The organism is Streptomyces sp. NPDC001604 (assembly GCF_042893475.1).
In the GTDB taxonomy this organism is placed as follows: Bacteria; Actinomycetota; Actinomycetes; order Streptomycetales; family Streptomycetaceae; genus Streptomyces.
On record NZ_JBIAUY010000003.1, the window covers coordinates 245,991 to 268,723 of the forward strand.

The window sequence follows — 22,733 nt, forward strand, 5'->3', positions numbered from 1 at the left end:
CAAGGGTTCCCCCGCTTATGCGGGTGGGGCGGATGTTCCTACGTTGAAGCCGTTCCGACTTCCGGGACATCACCCCCCACCTCCGGAGGACTTCAGTGAAGTCACGCCTGAAACTGCTCGGCCTGGTCACCGTTCCGGCGCTGCTCGCCGCCGCCGTACCCGCCGCCTACGCCGCCGGCACCGCCCAGCCGCACACCACGCGCGCGGCCGTCACCGGAGACGTCCTCAAGGGCCTCAACAAGAACGCGACCCGCACCGGACATGTCACCGCCGGGAAGCGGATATCGGTGGCCATCAGCCTGACCCCGAGAAATAACAAGGCGCTCGACACCTTCGTCGCCAAGGTCAGCGATCCGCGGTCGAGCTCCTACGGCCACTATCTGACGAAGGGCCAGTTCGCGGCGCGCTTCGGCCGGACCGCCGCCGAGGTCCGGCAGCTCAAGGACTATCTGCGCGCGCAGGGCCTCACCGTCGGCAAGGTCCACTCGGGCAATCTGCTGGTCGACGCCAGCGGCACCGCCGCCCAGCTGGAGAAGGCCTTCGGCACCAAGCTGTCGACCTGGAAGGACACGGCCTCGGGGCGCTCGTTCTACGCCAACGACACCGCGCCGACGCTGCCGGCCTCCATTGCCTCCCTCGTCAGTGACGTGGCCGGCCTCAACAACCGCCTCAGCCTGCACCACCAGGCGCCCTCCACCGTCACCCCGCACAACGGCCCCGGCGGCGGCTACACCCCGGCCCAGCTCAAGGGCGGCTACAACGTCTCGGGCACGTACACCGGCAGCGGCCAGAAGATCGCACTGATCGAGTTCGACGGCTTCCAGCAGTCCAACATCACCAAGTACGACACCAACTACAGCCTGGGCTCGCCCAACCCGACCGTGCAGAAGGTCGACGGCGGCTCCGGCGCGCTCGGCGACGGCCAGGTCGAGGTCGAACTGGACATCGAGGTCCTGCACGCGATCGCCCCCAAGGCCAACGTCACCGTCTTCGAGGGCCCCAACTCCGACGCCGGCGAGGTCGACACCTACCAGGCCATCGTCGACAGCGGCATCCCCACCACCTCGATCAGCTGGGGCGCCGCCGAGAGCGCCCGCACCACCTCGGGCATCAACGCGGTCGACGCCGTCTTCAAGGCGGGCGCCGCCCAGGGACTCGGCTTCTACGCGGCCTCCGGCGACGACGGCTCCGACGACGCGGGCGACGGCGGCACCTCCGTCGACTACCCGGCCAGCGACCCGTATGTCACCGGCGTCGGCGGCACCAAGCTGACCGTCACCTCGTCCAACACCTTCAGCAAGGAGGTCGCCTGGTCCGGCGGTGGCGGCGGCAAGTCCTCCGTCTTCAAGATCCCCAGCTGGCAGACCGCGGTCCAGAAGAGCGCCGGCGGCGGCTTCCGCCAGGTCCCGGACGTCTCGGCGCACGCCAACCCCAGCCCGGGTGTCTCGATCTACTCGCAGGGCTCGTGGTCCTCGGTCGGCGGCACCAGCGCCGCGGCGCCCGAGTGGGCGGCGTTCGCGGCCCTCTACAACCAGCAGGCCGCGGCGGCCGGCAAGGCCAACCTCGGCTTCGCCAACCCGGCCCTCTACTCGGCGAGCGGCACCGGCTTCCACGACATCACCAGCGGCAGCAACGGCGCCTACTCCGCAGCCACCGGCTGGGACTTCACCACCGGATGGGGGTCGTACAACGCCGCGACCCTGGCGAGCAAGCTGCTCGGCTGACGACGGGCGGCTGACGAAGGATCGATGAAGCGCGGGCCGGGACCACTCCCGGCCCGCGCTGCGGTATGCACCAGGGGGCCCGGTCAGGCCGCGTTGAGGACGTCCAGCACCTGTTCCAGTACGAGGACGCCGCCCAGGCCGGGGATCGCCAGGACCGTCGTACAGCCAGTGCCTGGGCCGGCCACTGGCCCGTCTGGACTCCAGGTCGTCCATGGCACCTTGTTCCGCCGCGAGCCCACCCCTGCGCCGGGCCACCGAGACGGAGAAGATCCCGTTCGCGGCCCCGACCAGTGTGTGGGCCTGGCCGAGGCCCTGCGGGCGTACATGTACACGGTCGGCGGTGGACCTGACGGGTGTTCGACGGGCGCATCGTCCGCGAACACCTACCCGTACAATTTGAGTCCGAACGGTCAATGAAGTACGAGGGAGCGCCCGTGCCCGGCCAGCGATCCATCACCGAAGCCGAGAAGCTCGCCGCGGCGAAACTCGGCGGCATCCCGATACGACGGGACCAGATGGCCGCCGTGGCCAACATCTACCGGGCCGCCTCCGCCGTGCGCCAGCACGTGGAGAACTCGGTGCTGCGCGGCTCCGACCTGACCTGGACGGCGTTCGTCGTGCTGTGGGTCGTCTGGGTGTGGGGCGAGTCGGAGACCCGGCACGTGGCCGAGGAGGCGGGCATCTCCAAGGGGACGCTGACCGGGGTGTCGCGCACCCTGGAGTCGCGCGGACTGGTCAGGCGGGCCGGCCACCCGACGGACGGCCGGCTGGTGCTGCTCAGCCTCACCGACGAGGGCGAGCAGCTGATGCAGCGGCTGTTCCCGGCCTTCAACGAGGAGGAGGCCTTCGTCACCGGCCAGTTGACGGACGAGGAGTGCCGGACCCTGGCGGAGGGCCTGCGGCGCGTGGTGATGCAGGTGGAGCAGAACGGCGAGGAGCGCCGCCAGACCCTCCTCAACGGCGCCGAGCCCGCACCCCGGCGGAGTGGCCGACGGGCGAAGGGCTGAGTTTCGGCCACCGTGATCACTGTCGGGCGCGACACGCACCCGCTATTATTTGATCCCAAACGACATGCCGGAAGAGGTCCGCCGAGAACCAAGGAGTCACACCCGTGCGCGCACTCGTCGTCCAGCACGACCACACGACGGAACCGGGGCTGGTCGGTGCCCGCCTCGTCGAGCGCGGTTACGATCTAGAGGTCGTGACCGTCGTGCCCGAGCACCGTCACCACACCCCGGATGTCACCTTCGACTTCCCCGACGCCGCCGACTGGGATCTCCTCGTCTCGCTCGGCGCGCCCTGGTCGGTGTACGACGAGACGGCCATAGGCAGCTGGATCGGCGGGGAGCTCGCACTGCTCCGCAAGGCCCACCACCTCGGCATACCGGTGCTCGGCGTCTGCTTCGGCGCCCAGGCGCTGACCACGGCCCTCGGCGGCTCGGTCGAACCGTCGCCGCGTCCCGAGATCGGCTGGACCGAGATCGACACGCACGACCCCTCACTCGTGGGCCGGGGCCCCTGGATGCAGTGGCACTTCGACCGGTGCGTACTGCCGCCGGGTGCCGGGGAGTTGGCGCGGAACGAGGTGGGTGTGCAGGCGTTCCGGGTCGGGCGGAGCCTCGGGGTGCAGTTCCATCCGGAGATCACCATGTGGATGCTGCGCGGCTGGCTGGCGACCGGCGGTGAACAGGAGGCACTGCGGCATGGCGTCGACCCCGGCCAACTCCTCGCCCGGAGCAGCGACTTGGAACCGGTCGCCCGGGCGAACGCCCGCAACCTGGTCGACGGGTTCCTCGACCGGGTGGCGGTCGCCACGGACCGACACGGGACGACCTGAGAGCTCCCTTGACCACCACTGCCCGCACCAGCAGAATGTGGCCACTTGAGAGCGCTCTCAAAGAGCTGATCTCTCGGACCCAGCAGCGTCACCGACCCCGAGGAGAGCAGCCATGGCCGAGATCGCCCGTCGGACGATCATCGGGGCGGGGAGCGCCGCTGCCGCCCTCGCGGTGTTCGGCAGTGGCACGGCTCGCGCGGCCGCCGGCTCAACTCCCGCTGCGGAGTCGGGAGATGCCCGGACGCGTGGCCACGCCTTTCTCGAAGCGGCCATGGACGGCTACCCGGACCACGGCAGCATCCGCCTGGCCCAGAGCTACAGCGATCAGGCCGGCCTCTTCAGCACGGCGTTCACATACGACAACGCACTCGCGATCCTGGCGCTCCTCGCCCACTCCGGCCCCGGTTCGCGCGCCAGAGCCATCGCCCTCGGGGACGCACTGCTCTACGCACAGACCCACGACCCGCAGCACACGGACGGCAGGCTCCGGCAGGCGTACAACGTGGGGCCGTACGTCTTCTACGACGGTTCACCGCAGCCGGACGGCTTCGTGCGCGCGGACGGCACCGTGAACGTCGGCACCCAGTTCGGCTTCACCGGTACGGCGGTCGGGGACATGGCCTGGGCGGGCATCGCGCTGGCCACGCTGGCCGCCCGCACGGGGGCGGCACGGTTCCTGACGGGTGCCGTGCGGATCGGCGAGTGGGTGGAGGCCCACGGCCGCACCGACGAGCCGCTGGGCGGCTACAAGTTCGGCGTCGACGGCGCCGATCAGAGGCTTCCCTTCACCTCCACCGAGCACAACATCGACCTGACCTGCCTCTTCACACGTCTCGCCCGACTCACCGGAGACAGCGTCTGGCTGGAACGGCGGGCCCGCGCGCAGGCGTTCCTCGACAAGATGTGGAACGAGTCCGGCGGTTTCTTCCACACCGGGACCAACGACGGCGTCACCGTCAACACCTCCCCGGTGCCCGAGGACACCCAGACCTGGAGCTATCTGTCCCTCCACGACCGCCGCCGTGCCCGGTCGGTGGACTGGGCGGCAGACCACCTCGCGGTGCTGGACACCGCCGACCGGCCGGGCAGCACGGTCCCCGCCGGGCAGTCGTACGAAGGTGTCACCTTCAGTTCGGCGTCCCTCGTCGCGGACGAGAGCTCGCCCATCGCAGCCTCCCAGCCCAAGCCCGACCGCAACGGCGTGTGGTTCGAGGGCACCGCCCACCTCGCCCTCGCCCTGCGGGAGCGCTGCGCGAGTGGCGACGAACGGCGTGCCGCGCGCCTCATCGCCTCCATCGAGCGAGCCCAGGACCAGCTCGGCGCGGGCCAGACGGTGGGGAACAAGGCGCTGCCCGAACGGTCGGGCGTGGTGTCGGCCAGCAGCCCCTTGGACACCGGTTTCGGCTTCGGCTACTACCCGTACCGACACCTCGGCGCCACGGCCTGGTATCTGCTCGCGGCGGCCCGCGCCAATCCGCTGCGGGGACACTGAGCCGCTCCCGGAGGTGCCCGGCCGCTGCGTCGGCGGCCTCCCCCGCACAGGGCCCCTCTAGTGCCCGCCGACGAACGCCAAGGCCTCCCGCGCAAGGGGGGACCAGTCCAGGGCGGAGTCCGGAGAGAGAGCGAACCACTCGTTCATCGGCGTGCCCTTGTTGGCGTCGAAGTTGTCCCCCTCCTCCGCGTCCACCAGCGCGTCCACCCGCTCCTTGGGCAGCTTCACCACCAACTGCCCGCGGACCAGCATCGCGAAGATCTTGTTGTGCACCCGCAGCGCGCTCCGACCGAAGCCGGAGCCGCCGGGAGGAGTGACCCCGGGGAGGCCCAGCAGCTCGCTCACCAGGTCGTCGAAGCGCTCTTCGGCCGGCGTCATAACCGCTCCTCCGGGGTCCTGCAGCGATACCGGTACCCAGCCCACTGAATCACGCCGGCATCAGTGGCGCAGCCGGTCGAAGCGGAACGGTTCCAGGGCTTCGGGGCGCCGGCCGGTGCGGACGTACTCGGTGAGTCGGCGCCCGGTGACCGGGCCCAGGGTGACGCCGAGCATGCCGTGTCCGGTGGCCACGAAGGCGTTGTCGTGGCCGGGGACCCGGTCGATGACCGGAAGGCCGTCCGGGAGGAAGGGTCGGCCGCCGACCCAGGGGTCGCGGATCAGGCCGACCAGGTCGTCCGGGTCGTCGAACCAGCGGCCGAGGTAGTGCCGGCTCGCGAGGGCGACGGCGACGACGCGACGCCAGTCGAGGCGGTTGTTGTTGCCGCTCAGCTCCATCGTGCCGCCGATCCGTGTCGTGCCGCCGATCGGTGAGGCGACGGCCCGGCGTTCGCCGAAGTACAGCGTGTGCCGGGGGGCGGGGTCCAGGTCCACGGAGAAGCTGTAGCCCTTGCCCGCCTGCAGGGGCAGTGGGTGTCCCAGCGCGCCCAGGAGGCCGGAGGAACGCATGCCGGCCGCGATGACGACGGCCCGGCACGGTATCTCGCCCAAGTCTGTGCGCACCGCGGCGACTCGGCCGCCGGCCGTGCGGAACCCCACCGCCTCCGCGGCCTCGTGGACCTTCACCCCGGCCGCTGCCAGCGCCTGTCCGAGCCCGAGGGCGAAAGCCTCCGGGTCGACCACACCCTCTCCCTCCACGAGATACGCCGCGCGCACCCCGGGCGACAGCGCGCCGTCGAGCAGCCGGGCCCCGTCCCCGGTGACGACGTCGTCGGGCAGGGGGTAGCGGCCGTCGGCCATCTGCCGTTGTACGGCGAGGTGATGGCGGGCCTCGGCCGGGGTGAGGAAGGCGTGGACCATGCCGGGGCGGGTCAGGGTGGTGTCGACTCCGGCGTCGCGCAGGCCGTCGAAGAGGTCGAAGGTGGTGCGGTTCAGCTCGGCGATCGCCGCGTAGCCGCGCCGGAAGGCGGCCGGGGTGCTGCTGCGCCAGAACCGCCACAACCAGCGCACGAACGCCGGGTCGGGCAGCGGTCGCAGGTACAGGGGCGAGTCCGGCCGGCCCAGGGAGCGCAGTGCGTACCGTACGACGCCCGGGGCCGGGACCGGCGTCGAGTGGCTGAGGCAGACCCAGCCCGCATTGCCCCGGGACACTCCCGAGCCCAGGCCGCGCCGTTCGACGACCTCCACCGCGAGGCCTGCCTCGGCGAGGTAGTACGCGGTGCACAGCCCGACGACGCCGCCACCGAGGACCACCACGGGCGCGGTCATGACGCCGACTCGTAGGAGGCGAGGAACTCCCGGGTGCGGGCCCGGGCGGGGCGGTCGAGGACGTCCTGCGGCGCGCCCTCCTCCACGATGCGGCCGCCGTCGACGAAGACCACGTGGTCGGACACCTCACGGGCGAACGGCAGTTCGTGGGTGACCAGCAGCATCGTCATGCCGTCCGCGGCCAGTTCACGCATCACGCCGAGCACTTCACGGGTGGCCTCCGGGTCGAGGGAGGAGGTGGGCTCGTCGAAGAGCAGCACCTCGGGCCGCAGCGCCAGCGCCCGGGCGATGGCGACGCGTTGCTGTTCTCCCCCGGAGAGCTGGTCCGGCTGGGCGAGGCCGCGGTGCGCCACGCCGACCCGGCGCAGCAGCGCGACGGCCCGCTCCAGCGCCTGCTGCTCCGGGACGCCGGCCCGGCGCTGCGCCAGGACGACGTTCTCGACGGCGGTGAGATGGGGGAAGAGGTTGAAGCGCTGGAAGACCATGCCGACGGTGCGGCGCAGCCGGGGCAGGTCGCGGCAGACCGTACGGCCGCCGCTGTGCACCACCTCGCCGGCCACCTCCACCGTTCCCTGGTCGGGGCGTTCGAGGAGGTTGACGCAGCGCATGAGGGTGGTCTTGCCGCCGCCGCTCTGCCCGATGACGCTGACGATGCGGCCGCGGTCGACCTCCAGGTCCACGTGGTCGAGCACCAGGCGGCCGTCGAAGGACTTGCTCAGGCCCTGGATCCGTACGACCGCCTCGGTGGGGGCCGTCGGCGGGTTCTTCGCCGTGGTGACGGGCTCGGTCATACGGCCGCCTCTTTCGGGTCGGCTGCCGCGGCGGCGAGCAGCGCACGGGCGGCGCGCACCCGGCGCCGTCGCCGGGGGGACAGGGGGACACCGGCGCGTACCTTGCGCTCCAGCAGCAGGAGGAGCTGGGAGAGCGGGTAGCACAGGGCGAAGTAGATGGCCGAGATGACCAGGTACACCTCCAGGGCACGGAACGTGGCCGAGGTGATGAGCCGGCCCTCGACATCAGCTCGGCGGCGGACACGGTGACCAGCAGCGAGGTGGACTTGAGCAGGTCGACCAGCATGGTGTTGGTGCCGGGCAGGGCCTGCCGGACGGCCTGCGGCAGGACGACGTGCGCGAAGATGCCCGCCTTCCCCAGTCCGAGTGCCTCGCCCGCCTCGGTCTGTCCGGCGTGCACGCCGCTGATCGCGGCACGGAAGATCTCGGACAGGTAGGCGGCGTAGAAGACGATCAGGCTGAGGCAGCCGGCGGTGAACACGTCCAGCCGGATCCCGGCCGAGGCCAGGCCGAAGTAGGTCAGGAAGATGATGGCCAGCAGCGGGACGTTCTTGAACACCTCGGTGTAGACGGCGGCGAGGGCCCGCGCGGGCCAGGCCCGGTTCAGCCGGAGCAGCGCCACCGCCAGGCCGAGGAGGACCGCGCCGGCGAAGCCGACCAGTGTGTAGGAGACGGTGCGCCAGAGGGCGTCGAGGAGGTCGGACCGGTAGTCGGACCAGGGGACTTGGAAGAGGCCGGACATGTTCGCTCCCTCACTGTCCTATGGACGGCGGCGTCCAGTTGCCCGGCCGGTCCACGCCGCGGCGCGCGGTGGCGACGTCGGCGGCCGGCTTGAGGAACTGCTCCGGGTCGCCGCCGTACTTCTTCACGAGCTCGGCCATCTCGCCGTTGGTGTACATGGCGTCGATCTGTGCGGAGACCGCCTTCTCCAGCCTGGTGGCCTTCTTGGGGAGGTAGAAGCCGGTCTGGTACGGCTGGAAGTACGCGTAGGCGGGCTTGGCCTTGACCTCGGCGGCAGTCGGCGGTGTCAGGTACTCCGTCTTGATCTTCAGTTCCGGGCGTTGTTTCTGCGCCGCGATGATGATCAGCGGGTCGAGGAAGCCGACGTCGACGCGGCCCGCGCCGAGGTCGTCGAAGACGCCGGTGGCGTCCGGGTAGGCGTGCAGCTTGGCGCCGGGCACGGACTGGATGGACTTCACCCAGACGTAGCCCTCGACGGTGCCGAGGTTGAGGCCCTTGAGGTCGTCGACGGTCTTGTAGGTCTTTCCGCTGCGGACTGCCATCGCCGGGGGCGAGTAGTACGGCGGGTCGGTGAACAGGCCCTGCTTCTGCCGTTCGGCGGACCAGGCGACCCCGCCGATGGTGATGTCCACGCGCCGGGACTGCACTCCGGCGAGCATGCCGGCGAAGTCCGTGACCTGCGGCTCGACCTGCAGGCCGAGCTTCTTGGCCACGTAAGAGAGGATGTCGCCGTCCAGGCCGACGATCTTCCCGCCCTGGACGGTGGTGTAGGGCGCGTACGGCTGGACGGCGACCTTGATGACGCCGGGCGTGAGCGTGCCGAGGGCTGCGGTCTTCGCGGACACGTTCTTCGGGGCGTCGTCGCCGCCCGAACCGCAGGCGGCGACCGTGGAGATCATCAGCAGTGTGGTCAGGGTGACGGCGAGCGAGCGCACACGGATCATCGGCGTGGGCCTTCCGTATCGGCACTGAGGGGCCCGCCGTTCACCGCGTCGTGCCCTCGGCGGGAGCTTGATTGGGCCCATACGCTAGAGATCCACCGTCTGGTGCGTCACCGTTCGCTTCGTATGAACTTGTGGCCGGAATCAGGCGCTGCCCTGTACGGTGCGTCCAACCCCGGCCCGCTCTCCCCCACGGGAGGAACCGTCGTGCTGAGCCCGTCACTCGCCCAGGAGATCGCCGGGGACACCTCCGCCGTCATCGGTTTCAACGTGCTGATCACCGATGCGGAGGGCATGGTCATCGGCAGCGGTGACAGCAGCCGTGTGGGGTCCTTCCACGAGGCGTCGGTCGAGGTCCTCCGTACCCAGGAACCGGCCACGCACAGCGCCTCACAGGCCCAGCAGCTGCGCGGGGTACGCCCCGGCGTCACCCTGCCGCTGGTCGCGGGCGGCCAGGCGGTGGGGACCGTCGGGATCACCGGCACCCCCGCCCAGGTCCGCCGCTTCGGACTGCTGGTGAAGCGCCAGACGGAGATCCTGCTGAGGGAGTCCGTGATGCTGCGCTCCCGTCTGCTCTCGGAGCGGGCGGCGGAGAAGCTGCTCGCCGACATCGCCTCCTACGATCCCCAGGTCGTCGAGGGCGACTTCCTCGTCTTCCGTGCCGCCGAACTCGGCTTCGACCTGCGGCTGCAGCGGGTGGCGGTGGCCGTCGAGGTGACCGTGCCCGAGGGGGCCGCACGACGCCGGGGCGGCGGGCCCACCCAGGATGTGGCACTGGTCCGCACAGAACTGCTGCGCACCGTCCGCGAGGTCTTCGCCGACCCGCAGGACATCGTCGCCGGGACGGCGCCCGGGCGGATCGGTGTCCTGCACCGTGTTCCGGCCCGGCGCCAAACGGAGTTGGTCGCCGACTGCCGACGGGTCGTCGACGTCATCGCCGCACAGGACGGTCTCACCGCCCGGGTCGGCATCGGCGAGCCCGCCTCCTCGGTGGGCGGTCTGCACGACTCGTACCAGGACGCCTGCGACGCGCTGCGCCTGGGCGGGCGTTCGACGGGGGACTCCCCCGTCCAGCTGATCGCCGATCTGCGGGTCCACCAGGTCCTGGCCGCGGTGAACCAGTCCACCCGCAACCGCCTGGTCGACCTCACCACCGCGGAGCTGCGCGCCCAGCCGGACTGGCCGGCGCTCCGCGACACGATCACCGCGTGGTGCGAGAGCGGATTCAACCTCGTACGGGCCTCCGCGGCCCTGCACATCCACCGCAACACCGTCGTCTACCGCATGAACAAGATCGAGCAGATCACCGGCCGGCCGCTGCGCGAACACCGCACCACGATGGCCCTCTACCTCGCCTGCCTGGCCGACCAGATGGGCAGTGGCTGACGCGCCTTCGGTTCAACTCCGGTCGCTGCAGGCGCCGTTGACAGTGCACGCGATCCGCGTCACGGTGAGGGCTCCGTCGTGCCCGGAGTGCCCGGAGGTCGTCCATGGCTCCGTCGTCAGCACCACGTTCCGACGCCGGCATCGTCGAACGCGCACGCGCGATCGCTCCGTTCGTCCGCGAGCATGCACTCCGAACCGAGCAGGAGAGGAGCGTGCCGGGCGAGGTCGTCGCGGCGCTGACGGACGCGGGGATCCACCGGATGAACGTGCCCCGGCGGTACGGCGGTTACCAGACCCGGCTGCGCACCCAGGTCGACACACTGACCGAGATCGCCGCCGCGTGCGGCTCGACCGGCTTCACGGCACTGATCCAGGCCGGCTGCGCGTTCATCGCGGCGCTCTTCCCCGACGAGGCGCAGGACGAGATCTTCACCGGTCCAGATGTACGGGTCGGCGGCACTCTCGTCCCGGACGCCACCGCGGTCGCCAGAACCGACGGCTATGTCGTCAACGGCACCTCGGGGTTCGCGACCGGCTGCCGGCACGCCGACTGGCATCTGCTGACGGTTCGCGTGGAATCCGGTGAGGGGCCGCCCGAGGTGCTGTGGACCGCCGTGCCCATGGCCGAGTTGGAGATCCTGGACGACTGGCATGTCTCCGGTCTTGCGGGCAGTGGCAGCAACAGCGTGGTCGCCCGTGACGTGTTCGTGCCGGCGCACCGGGTGCTGCCCGTCGGGCCCCTCCTCAACGGCGAGTTCCCCTCCAAGTCCAACGCCGACGACCCCTTCTACCGGATGCCCGTCCTGCTGATGTTCTGCGCCTGGACGGCCCCGAACGCACTCGGCCTGGCGCGGGCTGCTCTGGAGGGGTTCACCGGGCGGATCCATGAGCGGGGCATCACCTATACGTTCCACCAGCGGCAGAACGAGGCGACGGTCACCCACCTCCAGGCGGCCGAGGCGGCGCTGAAGATCTCCTGCGCCGAGCTGCTGACCAGCGACTTCGTCGCCCGTATCGAGGCCGGCGAACCGTACAGTCAGGAGGAGCGGGCGAGGATCCGCGGCCAGAGCGGTTATGTGGCGCGGCTGTGCAAGGAGGCCGTCGATCTGATCGCCTCCGCCTCCGGGGCGTCCTCGCTGCACCGGGAGGTGCCCATCCAGCGGGTGGTGCGCGATGTACAGGCCCTGAACCTGCACTCCTTCGTCAATCCCGCGACCAATCTGGAGATCTACGGACGGGTCCTGTCGGGACTCGATGCGGGCACGCCGTTCCTGTGAGGCAGAGGCGGCACGCTGCTAGGGCTGTCCTGCTCCCGGCACCGCGACCGGCACCGCGAGCACCTGGCCGGTTCCGGGGGCCACCATCTCGGTCTCGGTCATGCCCTGCCATCGTGCCGCGGTGATGAACAGCGTGCGGCGGTCGGGTCCGCCGAGCACGCAGGCGAAGGCTCCGCGGTCAAGGGGCACGGTCTGCAGGACGGTGCCGCCTTCCGCGACCCGTACGCACCGCCGGTTGGGCACGTCCGCGTACCAGACGGCGTTCTCCGCGTCGATGCAGATACCGTCCGGGACGCCCTGGCCCAGGTCGGCCCAGATACGCCGGTGCGACAGGGCGCCGTCGGCCTCGATGTCGAAGGCGAGCAGCCGGCGGCGGTAGGAGTCGGCGACGATCAGGATGGTGTCGTCGGCCGTCACCGCCATGCCATTGGGAAAGGCGATGTCGTCGGCCACCTCACGCACCGAGCCGTCGGGCGCTGCCAGGTGGACGGAACCGGGTTTGACGTCCTCTCCCGCCATCGGGTCGAAGTGGGCGCGGTTGACGTAGGTGTTGCCGCGGCCGTCCGCCACGATGTCGTTCCAGCCCGGGATGCCGAGATCCGCGTACTCGACGAGGCTCCCGTCGGGCTCGCGGCGCAGCAGCCGGCCTTCCGCGGACGAGACGATCAGCAGTCGGCCGTCGGGAAGCCAGGCGGTGCACAGCGGCAGCGACGGCACCTTTGCGACGACCTCGGTGCGGCCGTCCCGGTCGACGGCGAGGACCTCGCCGGCGGTCCAGTCGGAGAAGTACAGCCGGTCGTCGTGCCAGCGGGGTGATTCGACCAGGCCCCGGCCGGTGAGCAGCGTGGATACGTGGGTCATCGTTCTCACAGCCCTGCGCTCGGGCCGGCCCGGTGCCGGCCTCTCACCCTCTACACGAACGAGGGCCCGCCGAATCGACAGTGCGCGACGACTGGCACATGCATGTCGCAGGCCCGGCTACGCGCTCTTGCGGCCGACGCCTGCATACACCCAGTACTCCCACGGCTTGTCCGGGATCCGGTCGTCGGTGTCCGGGCGCCACAGGGGAAGGTAGACCAGGCCCGGTTCCACGAGGTCGAAGCCGGTGAAGAGTTCGAGGATCTCGTCGTGGGAGCGGGTGACGACCGGCGAGGTGGCCCTGGACCGGTACAGCTGGCCCACCGCCGCGGCCTTGTCCGGGCGGTCCTGGTTCGTGCCGTGCGACATCGCCAGGTAGCTGCCCTCAGGCAGGGCGTCCCTGAAGGCGGCCACAAGGCCGGCGGGGTCCTCCTCCGCTGTGACGAAGTGCAGGATCGCATTCATGAGTACGGCGACCGGCTGCTCGAAGTCGATCAGCTTGCGTACCTGCGGCGAGGCCAGGATGTCGGCCGGCCGCCGGATGTCGGCGTCGACGATGTCCACGTCCGGGTTGTCGGCCAGCAGCAACGTGCTGTGCGCCACGGCCACCGGGTCGTTGTCGACGTAGACCACCCGGGCTCCCGGGCTGACCGCCTGCGCCACCTCATGGACGTTGCCCTGGGTGGGAATGCCCGAGCCGAGGTCGAGGAACTGCCGTACCCCGGACTCGACCAGGAAGCGCACGGCCCGGCCGAGGAAGGCGCGGTTGGCCCGGGCCAGGGTGCGCGCCTGGGGCTCGATGGCCGTGATGGCCGCCACCGCCTCCCGATCGATCGCGAAGTGGTGCTCCCCGCCCAGCAAGGCGTCGTACACACGGGCGACGCTCGCCCTGTCCGGATCGGTCCCCGGCGGGAAACCTTCACTCTCGGGCACTGCAACTCCCTTTTGGACCAGTGGCCTTGACGCGACATCATATAGTTGCCGACGACACACGGCGAGCCACCCTCATCGCCGTGCGCCCGGAGCCCCACACCCGGAAAGGCACGACCCCTGCGGAACGAACCGCGCAGCCGTACCGACATACCCCCCGTCGCACTGCCCTCGCCCCGCCGGTCGGCCTTCTCCCCCGCCGCCGACGCCATCGGATCGGAACTCGACCTGGGGCTGACCGGCAGCCATGTCGTGCACGCGCTGACCCCCGGCTTCTGCGACGCGGCCTCGATCTATCTGCTGGAGCGCTGGCTGCGCGACGAGAACGCGTACGCCGTCGCGGACCCGCCCCAGATAGAGGCGCGCCGTCTGGCGCTGCGCATCGGCACGGACGCGGTGGAGGACTGGGAGGGCGTGCTCCCGGTCGGCGAGGTGATCGTCTTTCCGCGCGAGACGCCGTATGCCCGTGCGCTCGCCGCCGGGCACGCGCAGTTGCTCGACACGATCGACCCGCACACCTCCCAGCGGCTGATGGCCTCCGGCGGCGGCGACGCGCGGATCGACGATCTGCTGCACGTGTCGTCCTTCGTCGTCGTCCCGCTGCAGCTGCGGGGCACCGCCGTCGGGTTCGTGGCCTGCTCGCGCGGCCCGGACCGGGCCCCCTTCCGGCCCGCGGACGTCGTGGCCGCGGAGGCGCTGGCCGCACGGGCCGCCACGGCCCTGGACAACGCGCGCCGCTACGAGCGCGAGCGCCGTACCGCCCTGGCGATCCGCAACAGCCTGCTGCCCGGCACGGCACAGGAGGTCGAGGGCTGCCGCATCGCGCACGGCTGTCTGCCCGCCGGGCAGGGCAACATCATCGGCGGTGACTGGTTCGACGTGCTGAGACGGCCGGGTGACCGGGTCAGTCTGGTCGTCGGGGACGCCATGGGGCACGGCCCGGAGTCGGCCGTCGCGATGATCCAGCTGCGCACCGCCGTCCGCACCCTGGCCACCCTCGACATCCCGCCGGCCGATCTCCTACGGCGCCTCGACGCACTCGCCTGCGACACCCCGGGAGCCTCGTTCGCGACCTGCATGTACGCCGAGTGGGATCCGCGGCGGCACACCTGCACCCTGGTGGGGGCCGGCCACCCGCCCCCGCTGCTGCGCGGCCCCGACGGCCGGACCGCGCCGGTCGCGCTGACCGGACCGGGCCTGCCCCTGGGCCTGGGCACGGGCAGCTACGAGGCGACCGTACTGACCGTGGACGAGCCCGCTCTGCTCGTGCTCTACAGCGACGGTCTGGTGGAGTCCCGGGACGCCGACATCGACCAGGAGATCGTCCGCCTCGCACGCGCCGTGGATGCGGCGGCCGTCGAGTCCGCGGCCGCCGGCGAGCAGGACCCGCTGCAGTCCCTGTGCCGACGGCTGCTGAGCACCCCTTCCGCGGCGGCCGCCGACGACCGCACCCTGCTGCTCGCCGAGCTGACCCCCCAGCAGGGCTGAACGCCCTTCCCCGGCAGACTCTCAGGCCGTCAGGTGCGCCCACACGGCGTTGCCGCCGGTGAGTCTGGACCGGTCGACGCCCCAGCTGTCCGCGACCGCCTCCACGATGAGCAGTCCGCGGCCGCTCTCGTCGTCGGGGCACGGCTCGCACCGGGGCAGAGCGCGGTCCGTGCGGTCGTGGTCGTGGACCTCGAGGCGCAGACACTGCTCGGTGATGAGCCCGATGCCGCACAGGATCCGGGCGCTGAGCGTGTGCCGTACGGCGTTGGTGGCCAGTTCGGACACGAGCAGGACCGCGTCCGCGCACAGGTCGCCCGGCAGGCGCCAGGCGCTCAGCCGCGCGCCGATGGAACGCCGGGCGACCTTGATGCTGGAGCGGTGCGGCGGCAGTTCGAGCCAGTGGGTGCGCTCCTGGTTCGGGGCGTCTAACAGCTGCGGCGAGGAAGTCGTGTGGGGGGACACGCAGTTGCCTTCCGTGGGGAGCGGGGCGCGCAGTGACCGTCGAAGCGATTCACGCAAGTAACTATGCTCACAGGGCAGTTCAAGCTGCAACCAGCTGCCTGATAATTTCATGGAGCCGGTATCTGTCCGTCCGCATCGTCAAGTCGCTTTCGGCAGCGTCGCGGTGACGGCGACTCAGGAGGTAGGGCGTGGTGAACGAAGGTCGGTCGGGCGCGGGCAACAACCCCAGCGCACCTACCGTTCTCCGCATGATCCTGGGCCGGCGGCTGCAGGAACGGCGCCAGGATGCGGGTCTGACGCTGGACGACGCGGCCAGGGCCCTGCGGGTGACCTCCTTGACCATCCGCCGCCTGGAGAAGGCGGAGGTCGGCCTGAAGCCCCTGTACGTGGACAAGCTGCTGGAGACGTACGGGGCCGACCGGCAGGAGATCGACGAGTTCGTCGCCCTCGCCGAGCGGGCCAACGAGCCCGGCTGGTGGCATGTGTACCGCGATGTGCTGCCGAGCTGGTTCAGCGGCTATGTGAGCCTGGAGTCCGGGGCGACGACGCTGCGCACCTACGAGCCGCACTATGTGACGGGGCTGCTGCAGACCCACGACTACGCGCGCGAGGTGCTGCGCGGCGGCTTCCCGGGCGGCAGCGAGGAGGAGCTGGAGCGGCGGGTGGATCTGCGGCTGCGCCGGCAGAGTCTGCTGGAGAGACCCGATGCGCCCACGCTGTGGGTGGTACTCGAGGAGACGGTGCTGCACCGGGTGGTGGGCGGCCCCGAGGTGATGCGGGAGCAGATCGACCGGCTCCTGGAGGTTTCGGAGCTGGACCACGTCAGCGTCGACGTCGTGCCGTTCTCCGCGGGCGCCCACGTCGGAGCGTGCGCCCCCTTCACCTACTTCCGGTTCAAGGAGCCCGAGCTGCCCGACATCGTCTACAGCGAGATCCTCTCCGGCGCCATGTACCTGGACCAGCGCTCGGACGTCGCGGCCCATCTCGAGGCGCACAACCGCATGTCCCTGCTGACCTCCGACACGGACAGCAGGGCGCTCCTGAACCGCATGCGAAAGGAGTACTCATGACCAGCGCCGACGGCGCTGTCCGCGGCGTCTACAACGGCATGCCGGCCTCGGACCTCGGTGAACAGGGCTGGGAGTCTCCGTGGAGCGGCCCCAACGGGGGCCAGTGCGTGCAGACGAAACAGCTCGCCGACGGCCGGGTGGCCCTGCGGCAGTCGACCGACCCCGCAGGCCCCGCACTGATCTACACCCCGGAGGAGATCACCGCGTTCGTCGCGGGAGTCAAACGAGGTCTCGCCGATCATCTGACGGCCCTGTACCCCCCACGCCCACCGAAAGGGACAGCATGACCAACTCGCCCGCCGCGCGGGACATCGACACCAGCAGGCCCCACTCCGCCCGGATGTACGACTACTACCTCGGCGGCAAGGACCACTTCGAGGTCGACAAGCAGGCCGCGGAGACCGTCGCCTCGGTCTATCCGGCGATCTTCGTGTGCGCCCGTGAGAACCGGGCGTTCATGCACCGCGCCACCCGCGTGCTCGCCCAGGAGCACGGCATCCGCCAGTGGCTGGACATCGGCACCGGCATCCCCACCGAGCCGAACCTGCACCAGGTGGCCCAGTCCGTGGTCCCCGAGGCCAGAGTGGTCTACGCGGACAACGACCCGCTCGTCCTCAAGTACGCCGAGCGCCTGATGCGCAGCACGGCCCAGGGCCGCACCACGTACATCGAGGCGGACGTCAACGACCCGGCCTCGCTGCTGGACTCCCCCGCCCTGGCCGAGGTCCTGGACCTTGACCAGCCGGTGGCCCTGTCACTCAACGCCCTGATGCACTTCGTGACGGACACGCAGGACCCGTACGGCATCGTGGACCGTCTGCTGGCCGTCCTGCCCTCGGGCAGCGCACTGGCCCTGAGCCACTGCACTCCCGACTTCGACCCGGCGACCTGGCAGAAGGTCACCGACATCTACACCAATGCGGGCACGCCGGTGCAGTTCCGCTCGAAGGACGATGTCGCCAAGTTCTTCAGCGGACTGGATCTGCTCGACCCCGGAGTCGCCGTCGGCCACCGCTGGCGCCCGGACGGCGAGCCCGACGCCACGGACGCCGAGGTCAGCCTCTGGACCGGGGTGGGCATCAAGCCGTAGCAGGGACGTCGTAGGGTGCCGGACGGCCCCGGGCCCAGTGGCTCCGGGACCGTCCGGCGGCTGGTGCGGGGGTCAGGGCTGGACGGGCCGGCCGCGTCCCCAGGCCCAGGCGAGACGGTCGGCGCCGGACTGGTTGGTGGTTTCCAGCCAGGGGCGGGAGGCGTCGCCGACGAGCTTCTGTATCGAGTAGATGTCGTCGGTGCGCAGGCCCGGCCAGTACACGGAGCCCATCTTCAGCTCGCGGGCGGTGTCCGTCTCGGCCTGGATGAAGTTGACGTAGTTGTCGTCGGGCGCCGGCTTGTCGTAGTTCAGGCCGGTGGTCATCGGGGCGCCGAACTCGTCGATGACCGTACGGTTCGCGCAGTCGCCGATGCGCTCCTTGAGGTCGGCGGTCCACTGGTCGTAGGTGGCGTACGACTTCCAGAAGCCGTAGTGGTGCAGGGACAGATAGGTGCCCTTCAGCCGCGGGTCGGCGCAGACCGAGGTGACGTGGTCGTTGTAGCCGGCACCGCTGACGAAGACGCGGCCCCGCGGGACGGACCCGTATGTCGACAGCCACTTGGCGGCGATGTCGGCCCACTGGGTGTCGGTGTAGCCGTGCGGCTCGTTCATCGGCTCGAAGTAGACCTTCGAGTTGCCCTTGTAGGCCTTGACGACGGTGTTCCACATCGGCCAGTAGGTGGCCTCGTCGTCGATGAAGCCGTCCTTCTGGGCGCCCGTGCCCTCCCAGTACGACAGGATCACCTTGAAGCCCTTGTCCGTCGCCGCGTCGATCACACCGCGGTACGACTTCCAGTAGGAGCCGTTGACGGTGTACGGGTTGATGGGCAGCCGGACGGTGTTGGCACCGAGGTTGGCGCGGAAGGCGGAGATGACCCGGCTCGCCTTGGTGTAGGTCTGGGCGTAGGTGTCGGAGAGCGACAGACCGGACAGGACGACGGGGTCGTCGGCGTAGTTGTCGCGCGGGTCGGCCCAGTTGACGCCCTTGAACTGGGTGGTGTCCGTCTTCGGCGCGGCGGATGCGGGGCTGCCGGTGAGGGTCGCGCCGCTGACCGCGGCGATCGCGACCGCCGCGCAGGCGGCACGCAGCCGGGGAGCGAGGCGGTGGGTGGGGGTCTTGCGCATCGACGTGGCCTTTCGGGAGGTGGCGGCTCGGCGCCCGCATGTTTACGTAAACATGCGCTGTCGTCGCAACGGATGTTTACGTAAACTCGGCGGCGCCGGAATCGTGGCATCCGCCCCAGCGGCCGTCAAGGCTCCTCACGCGTAACATCCGGTGCGTCGCGCAACAGGTCGGGCACCCGAGGGAGGCACCAGTGGTGGAACGGGGCAGCACCGGCGTCCCGGGCGGACGCCGCAAGCAACGGGTCTCCATGGCGGATGTCGCCAAGCTCGCGGGCGTGTCCTCCCAGACGGTCTCACGGGTCTCCAACGGCTATCCCGGGGTGATCAGTTCGACCCGTGAGCAGGTGCTCTCGGCCATGCGGGATCTGGGCTACCGGCCCAACAGCGCGGCGCGCGCCCTGCGTTACGGCCAGTTCAACACCATCGGCGTGATCCTCTTCAGCCTCTCCTCGACGGGCAACAGCCGCACCGTGGAGGCCATCGCCACCCATGCCGCGGCCGAGGGCTATGCGATCACCCTGATCCCCATCGACGTCCCCACCCAGGACAACGTGCTGGGCGCGTTCACGCGCATGGGAGAGCTGGCCGTCGACGCCGTCATCGTCATCATGGAGATCCATCTGCTGGACACGGGCACGGTGCAGCTGCCGCCCGGCGTGCACGTCGTCGTGGTGGACTCCGACGCCGGTGACCGCTACAGCGTGGTCGACACCGACCAGGCCGACGGCACCCGCAAGGCCGTCAGCCACCTGCTCGACCTGGGCCACCGCACCGTCTGGCACGTGACAGGACCGGAGACGTCCTTCGCCGGGCAGCGCCGCACCCAGGCCTGGCGCACGGTCCTGGAGGAGGCGGGACGCCCGGTGCCACCGCCCCTGCACGGCGACTGGTCGGCCGAGTCCGGCTACGCGGCCGGCCTCGCACTCGCCGAACAGCCGGACTGCACGGCCGTGTTCGCCTCCAACGACCAGATGGCGCTGGGGCTGCTGCGGGCCTTCCACGAGCGCGGTCTGCGGGTGCCCGCGGACATCAGCGTCGTCGGCTTCGACGACATCCCCGACGCCGCCTTCTTCGTGCCGCCGCTGACCACGGTCCACCAGGACTTCGCGGAGGTCGGCCGCCGCTGCGTCCAGGACGCCCTCCAGCAGATCCGCACCCGCGGCGACTCCAAGCCCGGCACCGATCTCGTCCCGACCACCCTGGTCGTCAGGCACAGCACCGCACCCCCACCGGACCGGCATCGATGACTGTGCCGTTGCGCACAACACCGGCCAACCCGGGCCCGTTGGGGCGGCCGGGCCGCTGCCCGCGTGCTACAAGCCTGGTCATGGAGATCGAACCGGTCACCCCGTCCACCCCGCGGCCCGTTCGCAGGCCGACCCTGGTGCAGGGCTGGCACGAACTGACCTTCCTGCACTGGCCGGTGGAGCCGGAGCGGGTGGCTCCGCTGCTGCCTTCCGGGACCCGCCCCGACACGCTCGACGGCGTCACCTACGTCGGCCTCGTGCCGTTCCTGATGCGCGGCGTGGGCCTCGGTCCGGGGCCCGGCCTGCCGTATCTCGGGACCTTCTGCGAGACGAACGTACGGCTGTACTCGGTGGACGAGCGGGGCCGCCGCGGTGTCGTGTTCCGCTCCCTGGACGCGACCCGGCTGCTGCCCGTGCTGGTGGGGCGGCTGGGCGTGCGACTGCCCTATGTGTGGTCGGCGATGCGGCTGCACCGCGAGAACGACAGGATCACCTACACCTGCCGCCGCGGACGGTCCGCAGCCCGCGGCCCCCGAAGCCGGGTCGTGGTGCGACCCGGCGCGCCCATAGCGCAACCCACGCCCCTGGAGCTGTTCCTCACCGCCCGCTGGGGCATGCACGTCCCGTGGCACGGCCGCACGATGCACCTGCCCAACGAGCATGCGCCCTGGCCGCTGCACCGGGCCGAACTTCTCGATCTGGACGACGAGTTGATCACGGCGGCCGGTCTGCCGCGGATGGCTGAGGCGCCGGTCAGCGTGCTGTACTCGCCGGGCGTCTCGGTCCGGTTCGGGACACCGTCCGCCGCGCGCTGAGCGCTCCGCGGGAAGTGCCGCCCCGTGCCGTCGCTCGACTGGGCGCCATCGTGGCTGGCCCGCGCGGGGGAGCCCTCTACGGATGCAGCCCCGCGTGCCTTCAGAGCGCGACCGAACCGCAGTGCACTCCGCCCGTCCTGCTTGGAGGACCGGGAACCGGCGTCACGAAGATCCAGGCTGCGGTGTCGGGCCCGCCGCGCCCAGTTGCCTGTCCCGCCCGGCCTGGGCGCGCCTCCACCCGGATCCTGGCCTTGCAGCTGGTCGGTCCGGCGATGGCCTCCACCTTTGCCGGGGTGCGGCAACAGGAGAGTCTCCCTGTCGGCGCTGTTCCGCCCTGCCCCGGACGGATGAGGGTACGACCAGGGGTACGCGTGGACGCCGACGGTCGCTCGCCGGGAACCCCCGTACAGAGCGATCAGGAATCGAGAAGCGCCGCGCCCTCGCCCACACCTAGCGTGATCGGGGTGATCCGACACCTCGTTCCCTCCACGTACCGGCCGGTCCTGGCCCACCGGCTGTTCCGGCGGCTGTTCCTCGGCTTCGCGGTCTCCTGCCTCGGCGACGGCATGAGCTTCGTGGCGGTGGCATGGCTCGCCATCGAGCTCGCGCCGCAGACCGGGGCGGGGCTGTGGGTCGGTGGCGCGGTCGCCGCGTACACCCTGCCGGGCGTGCTCGGCGCGCTTGTGCTCGGCCGCAGGCTGCGCCGGGTGCCGGCCAGGCGGCTGCTGATCGCCGACAGCGTGGTGCGTGGTGTGTTCCTCGGCGCCGTACCGCTCGCCTGGTTCGCCGGGCTGCTCACGCCATCGCTGTACGTCGTGCTGCTCGCCGTCTCGTCACTGCTGCACGCCTGGGGCAGTGCGGGCAAGTACACCCTGCTCGCCGAACTGCTCCCGGACGAGCAGCGGCTCGCCGCGAACACCCTCGTCGGCTCGCTCGACTTCGCCGCCACGATCGCCGGGCCCGCCCTCGCCGGAATGCTGGTCACCTACGGGAGCCCGCCGCTCGTACTCGGCCTGGACGCCCTCACCTATGTGTTCCTCGCCGTGCTCGTCGTACGCACCCGTGTGCCGGAGTCGGGGCAGGTCTCCCCCGTCGACGGGACGGCCGCCCGCGGCGGGCTTGCGCTGCTGCGGTCCCGTCCCGAGCTGCTCGGGCTGCTGGCGCTCACCTGGTTCTTCAGCTTCCTGTACGGCCCGGTCGAGGTCGCCCTGCCGCTGCATGTGACCGAGGACCTGCACGCACCCGGCACGCTGCTCGGCCTGTACTGGATGCTGTTCGGCTGCGGCGCGGTACTCGGCTCGCTGGCGGTCGGCGCGCTGCAGCGGCTGCCGCTGTGGCCCGTGACGGTCGGCATCGTGACGGCCTGGGGGCTCGTACTGGTGCCGTTCGGGACCGGTGCGCCGACGGCCGTCACCGTCGCGTGCTTCACCCTCGGCGGAGCGATCTACGGCCCGTTCGTGGCGCTGTCGGTGACGCTGATGCAGGCCGAGTCGCCCCCGCAGCACCTGGCGGCGATGCTCGCAGCCCGCAGCGCGGTGCTCCTCACCGCGTCGCCGCTGGGCACGGTGCTCGGCGGACCGCTCACCACGGCGCTGGGCCCGCGCGCGACGCTCGGGGGCTCGGGGCTCGCCACCGTGGCGCTCGGCGCGCTCGCGTGCGTCCTGCTCCTCGCCCGGCGCAGGAACCGATCAGGAATCGAGAAGCGCGCCCTGGTGAGCCGCGGCTAACGTGACCGCAGAACGACGACTCCCGCGC

General features: G+C 71.0%; 22 protein-coding genes and 1 pseudogene. 13 read left to right on the forward strand and 10 right to left on the reverse strand.

Annotated features, from left to right (window positions below; all coding sequences use genetic code 11):
• Window positions 1–95 precede the first annotated feature (95 nt).
• The 4 genes from ACFY1E_RS10640 to ACFY1E_RS10655 all read left to right on the forward strand — a co-directional run bounded on the left by ACFY1E_RS10640 (window position 96) and on the right by ACFY1E_RS10655 (window position 5,053).
• Entirely contained in the window at window positions 96–1,724 is a 1,629-nt protein-coding gene (locus ACFY1E_RS10640) for a protease pro-enzyme activation domain-containing protein (RefSeq protein WP_389073821.1), read from the forward strand.
• Window positions 1,725–2,158: 434 nt separating this feature from the next.
• Window positions 2,159–2,731: a MarR family winged helix-turn-helix transcriptional regulator gene (locus ACFY1E_RS10645; protein WP_389073824.1), complete on the forward strand. Its 573-nt coding sequence runs from the start codon at window positions 2,159–2,161 to the stop codon at window positions 2,729–2,731.
• Between the two features lie 104 nt (window positions 2,732–2,835).
• Complete coding sequence (locus ACFY1E_RS10650) at window positions 2,836–3,561, forward strand: type 1 glutamine amidotransferase (protein ID WP_389073826.1); 726 nt, start codon at window positions 2,836–2,838, stop codon at window positions 3,559–3,561.
• A gap of 112 nt (window positions 3,562–3,673) precedes the next feature.
• A complete protein-coding gene (locus ACFY1E_RS10655) occupies window positions 3,674–5,053 on the forward strand; it encodes a Tat pathway signal sequence domain protein (protein ID WP_389073829.1) in 1,380 nt (459 codons plus the stop codon).
• A gap of 57 nt (window positions 5,054–5,110) precedes the next feature.
• Here the strand turns inward: ACFY1E_RS10655 and ACFY1E_RS10660 are convergent, their stop codons facing one another.
• From ACFY1E_RS10660 to ACFY1E_RS10685, 6 genes and pseudogenes are all read right to left on the reverse strand, one after another.
• Window positions 5,111–5,431: a hypothetical protein gene (locus ACFY1E_RS10660; RefSeq protein WP_389073831.1), complete on the reverse strand. Its 321-nt coding sequence runs from the start codon at window positions 5,429–5,431 to the stop codon at window positions 5,111–5,113.
• A 60-nt stretch (window positions 5,432–5,491) separates the two neighbouring features.
• Window positions 5,492–6,757, reverse strand: a complete 1,266-nt coding sequence (locus tag ACFY1E_RS10665; protein WP_389073833.1) for an NAD(P)/FAD-dependent oxidoreductase — start codon at window positions 6,755–6,757, stop codon at window positions 5,492–5,494.
• The gene (locus ACFY1E_RS10670) at window positions 6,754–7,548 is read right to left on the reverse strand and encodes an amino acid ABC transporter ATP-binding protein (RefSeq protein WP_389073836.1); all 795 of its coding nucleotides are present in this window, start codon (window positions 7,546–7,548) and stop codon (window positions 6,754–6,756) included. Before ACFY1E_RS10670 ends, ACFY1E_RS10665 begins: the two co-directional genes overlap by 4 nt.
• Complete coding sequence (locus ACFY1E_RS10675) at window positions 7,545–7,727, reverse strand: hypothetical protein (protein WP_389073838.1); 183 nt, start codon at window positions 7,725–7,727, stop codon at window positions 7,545–7,547. Before ACFY1E_RS10675 ends, ACFY1E_RS10670 begins: the two co-directional genes overlap by 4 nt.
• A 122-nt stretch (window positions 7,728–7,849) precedes the next feature.
• Window positions 7,850–8,290, reverse strand: a pseudogene (locus tag ACFY1E_RS10680) (ABC transporter permease subunit); the annotation flags it as partial.
• A 10-nt stretch (window positions 8,291–8,300) separates the two neighbouring features.
• Window positions 8,301–9,233: a substrate-binding periplasmic protein gene (locus ACFY1E_RS10685; protein WP_389073840.1), complete on the reverse strand. Its 933-nt coding sequence runs from the start codon at window positions 9,231–9,233 to the stop codon at window positions 8,301–8,303.
• Between the two features lie 204 nt (window positions 9,234–9,437).
• Between ACFY1E_RS10685 and ACFY1E_RS10690 the strand changes: the two genes are divergently transcribed.
• Both ACFY1E_RS10690 and ACFY1E_RS10695 read left to right on the forward strand, forming a co-directional pair.
• Entirely contained in the window at window positions 9,438–10,616 is a 1,179-nt protein-coding gene (locus ACFY1E_RS10690; protein ID WP_389073842.1) for a CdaR family transcriptional regulator, read from the forward strand.
• 104 nt (window positions 10,617–10,720) lie between these two features.
• Window positions 10,721–11,893, forward strand: a complete 1,173-nt coding sequence (locus ACFY1E_RS10695; protein WP_389073844.1) for an acyl-CoA dehydrogenase family protein — start codon at window positions 10,721–10,723, stop codon at window positions 11,891–11,893.
• An 18-nt stretch (window positions 11,894–11,911) separates the two neighbouring features.
• Here the strand turns inward: ACFY1E_RS10695 and ACFY1E_RS10700 are convergent, their stop codons facing one another.
• Window positions 11,912–12,754, reverse strand: a complete 843-nt coding sequence (locus tag ACFY1E_RS10700; protein ID WP_389073847.1) for an SMP-30/gluconolactonase/LRE family protein — start codon at window positions 12,752–12,754, stop codon at window positions 11,912–11,914.
• A gap of 117 nt (window positions 12,755–12,871) precedes the next feature.
• On the reverse strand, window positions 12,872–13,684 hold the full coding sequence (locus ACFY1E_RS10705; RefSeq protein ID WP_389073849.1) for an SAM-dependent methyltransferase: 813 nt from the start codon (window positions 13,682–13,684) through the stop codon (window positions 12,872–12,874).
• Window positions 13,685–13,729: 45 nt separating this feature from the next.
• On the opposite strand from ACFY1E_RS10705, the gene ACFY1E_RS10710 reads away from it, so the two are divergent.
• Window positions 13,730–15,169, forward strand: coding sequence for a PP2C family protein-serine/threonine phosphatase (locus ACFY1E_RS10710; protein ID WP_389073851.1), 1,440 nt, complete (start codon window positions 13,730–13,732; stop codon window positions 15,167–15,169).
• Between the two features lie 21 nt (window positions 15,170–15,190).
• On the opposite strand, the gene ACFY1E_RS10715 is transcribed toward ACFY1E_RS10710, so the two are convergent.
• Complete coding sequence (locus ACFY1E_RS10715) at window positions 15,191–15,631, reverse strand: ATP-binding protein (RefSeq protein WP_389073853.1); 441 nt, start codon at window positions 15,629–15,631, stop codon at window positions 15,191–15,193.
• A 191-nt stretch (window positions 15,632–15,822) separates the two neighbouring features.
• Between ACFY1E_RS10715 and ACFY1E_RS10720 the strand changes: the two genes are divergently transcribed.
• Genes ACFY1E_RS10720 through ACFY1E_RS10730 form a run of 3 tightly spaced genes read left to right on the forward strand, consistent with a single transcriptional unit; the run spans window position 15,823 to window position 17,791 of the window.
• Window positions 15,823–16,701 (forward strand): helix-turn-helix domain-containing protein, encoded by an 879-nt coding sequence (locus tag ACFY1E_RS10720; RefSeq protein ID WP_389074887.1) that lies wholly within the window; start codon window positions 15,823–15,825, stop codon window positions 16,699–16,701.
• Complete coding sequence (locus ACFY1E_RS10725) at window positions 16,698–16,988, forward strand: DUF397 domain-containing protein (RefSeq protein WP_344398717.1); 291 nt, start codon at window positions 16,698–16,700, stop codon at window positions 16,986–16,988. Before ACFY1E_RS10720 ends, ACFY1E_RS10725 begins: the two co-directional genes overlap by 4 nt.
• Window positions 16,985–17,791 (forward strand): SAM-dependent methyltransferase, encoded by an 807-nt coding sequence (locus ACFY1E_RS10730; RefSeq protein WP_389073856.1) that lies wholly within the window; start codon window positions 16,985–16,987, stop codon window positions 17,789–17,791. Before ACFY1E_RS10725 ends, ACFY1E_RS10730 begins: the two co-directional genes overlap by 4 nt.
• 72 nt (window positions 17,792–17,863) lie before the next feature.
• Here ACFY1E_RS10730 and ACFY1E_RS10735 read toward each other — a convergent pair whose 3' ends face one another.
• A complete protein-coding gene (locus ACFY1E_RS10735) occupies window positions 17,864–18,916 on the reverse strand; it encodes a glycoside hydrolase family 5 protein (RefSeq protein WP_389073857.1) in 1,053 nt (350 codons plus the stop codon).
• A gap of 191 nt (window positions 18,917–19,107) precedes the next feature.
• Between ACFY1E_RS10735 and ACFY1E_RS10740 the strand changes: the two genes are divergently transcribed.
• The 3 genes from ACFY1E_RS10740 (at window position 19,108) to ACFY1E_RS10750 (ending at window position 22,705) form a co-directional block, all read left to right on the forward strand.
• A complete protein-coding gene (locus tag ACFY1E_RS10740) occupies window positions 19,108–20,163 on the forward strand; it encodes a LacI family DNA-binding transcriptional regulator (RefSeq protein ID WP_389073860.1) in 1,056 nt (351 codons plus the stop codon).
• An 80-nt stretch (window positions 20,164–20,243) separates the two neighbouring features.
• Window positions 20,244–20,978, forward strand: a complete 735-nt coding sequence (locus tag ACFY1E_RS10745) for a YqjF family protein (protein WP_389073862.1) — start codon at window positions 20,244–20,246, stop codon at window positions 20,976–20,978.
• 464 nt (window positions 20,979–21,442) lie between these two features.
• On the forward strand, window positions 21,443–22,705 hold the full coding sequence (locus ACFY1E_RS10750) for an MFS transporter (RefSeq protein ID WP_389073864.1): 1,263 nt from the start codon (window positions 21,443–21,445) through the stop codon (window positions 22,703–22,705).
• Window positions 22,706–22,733 lie beyond the last annotated feature (28 nt).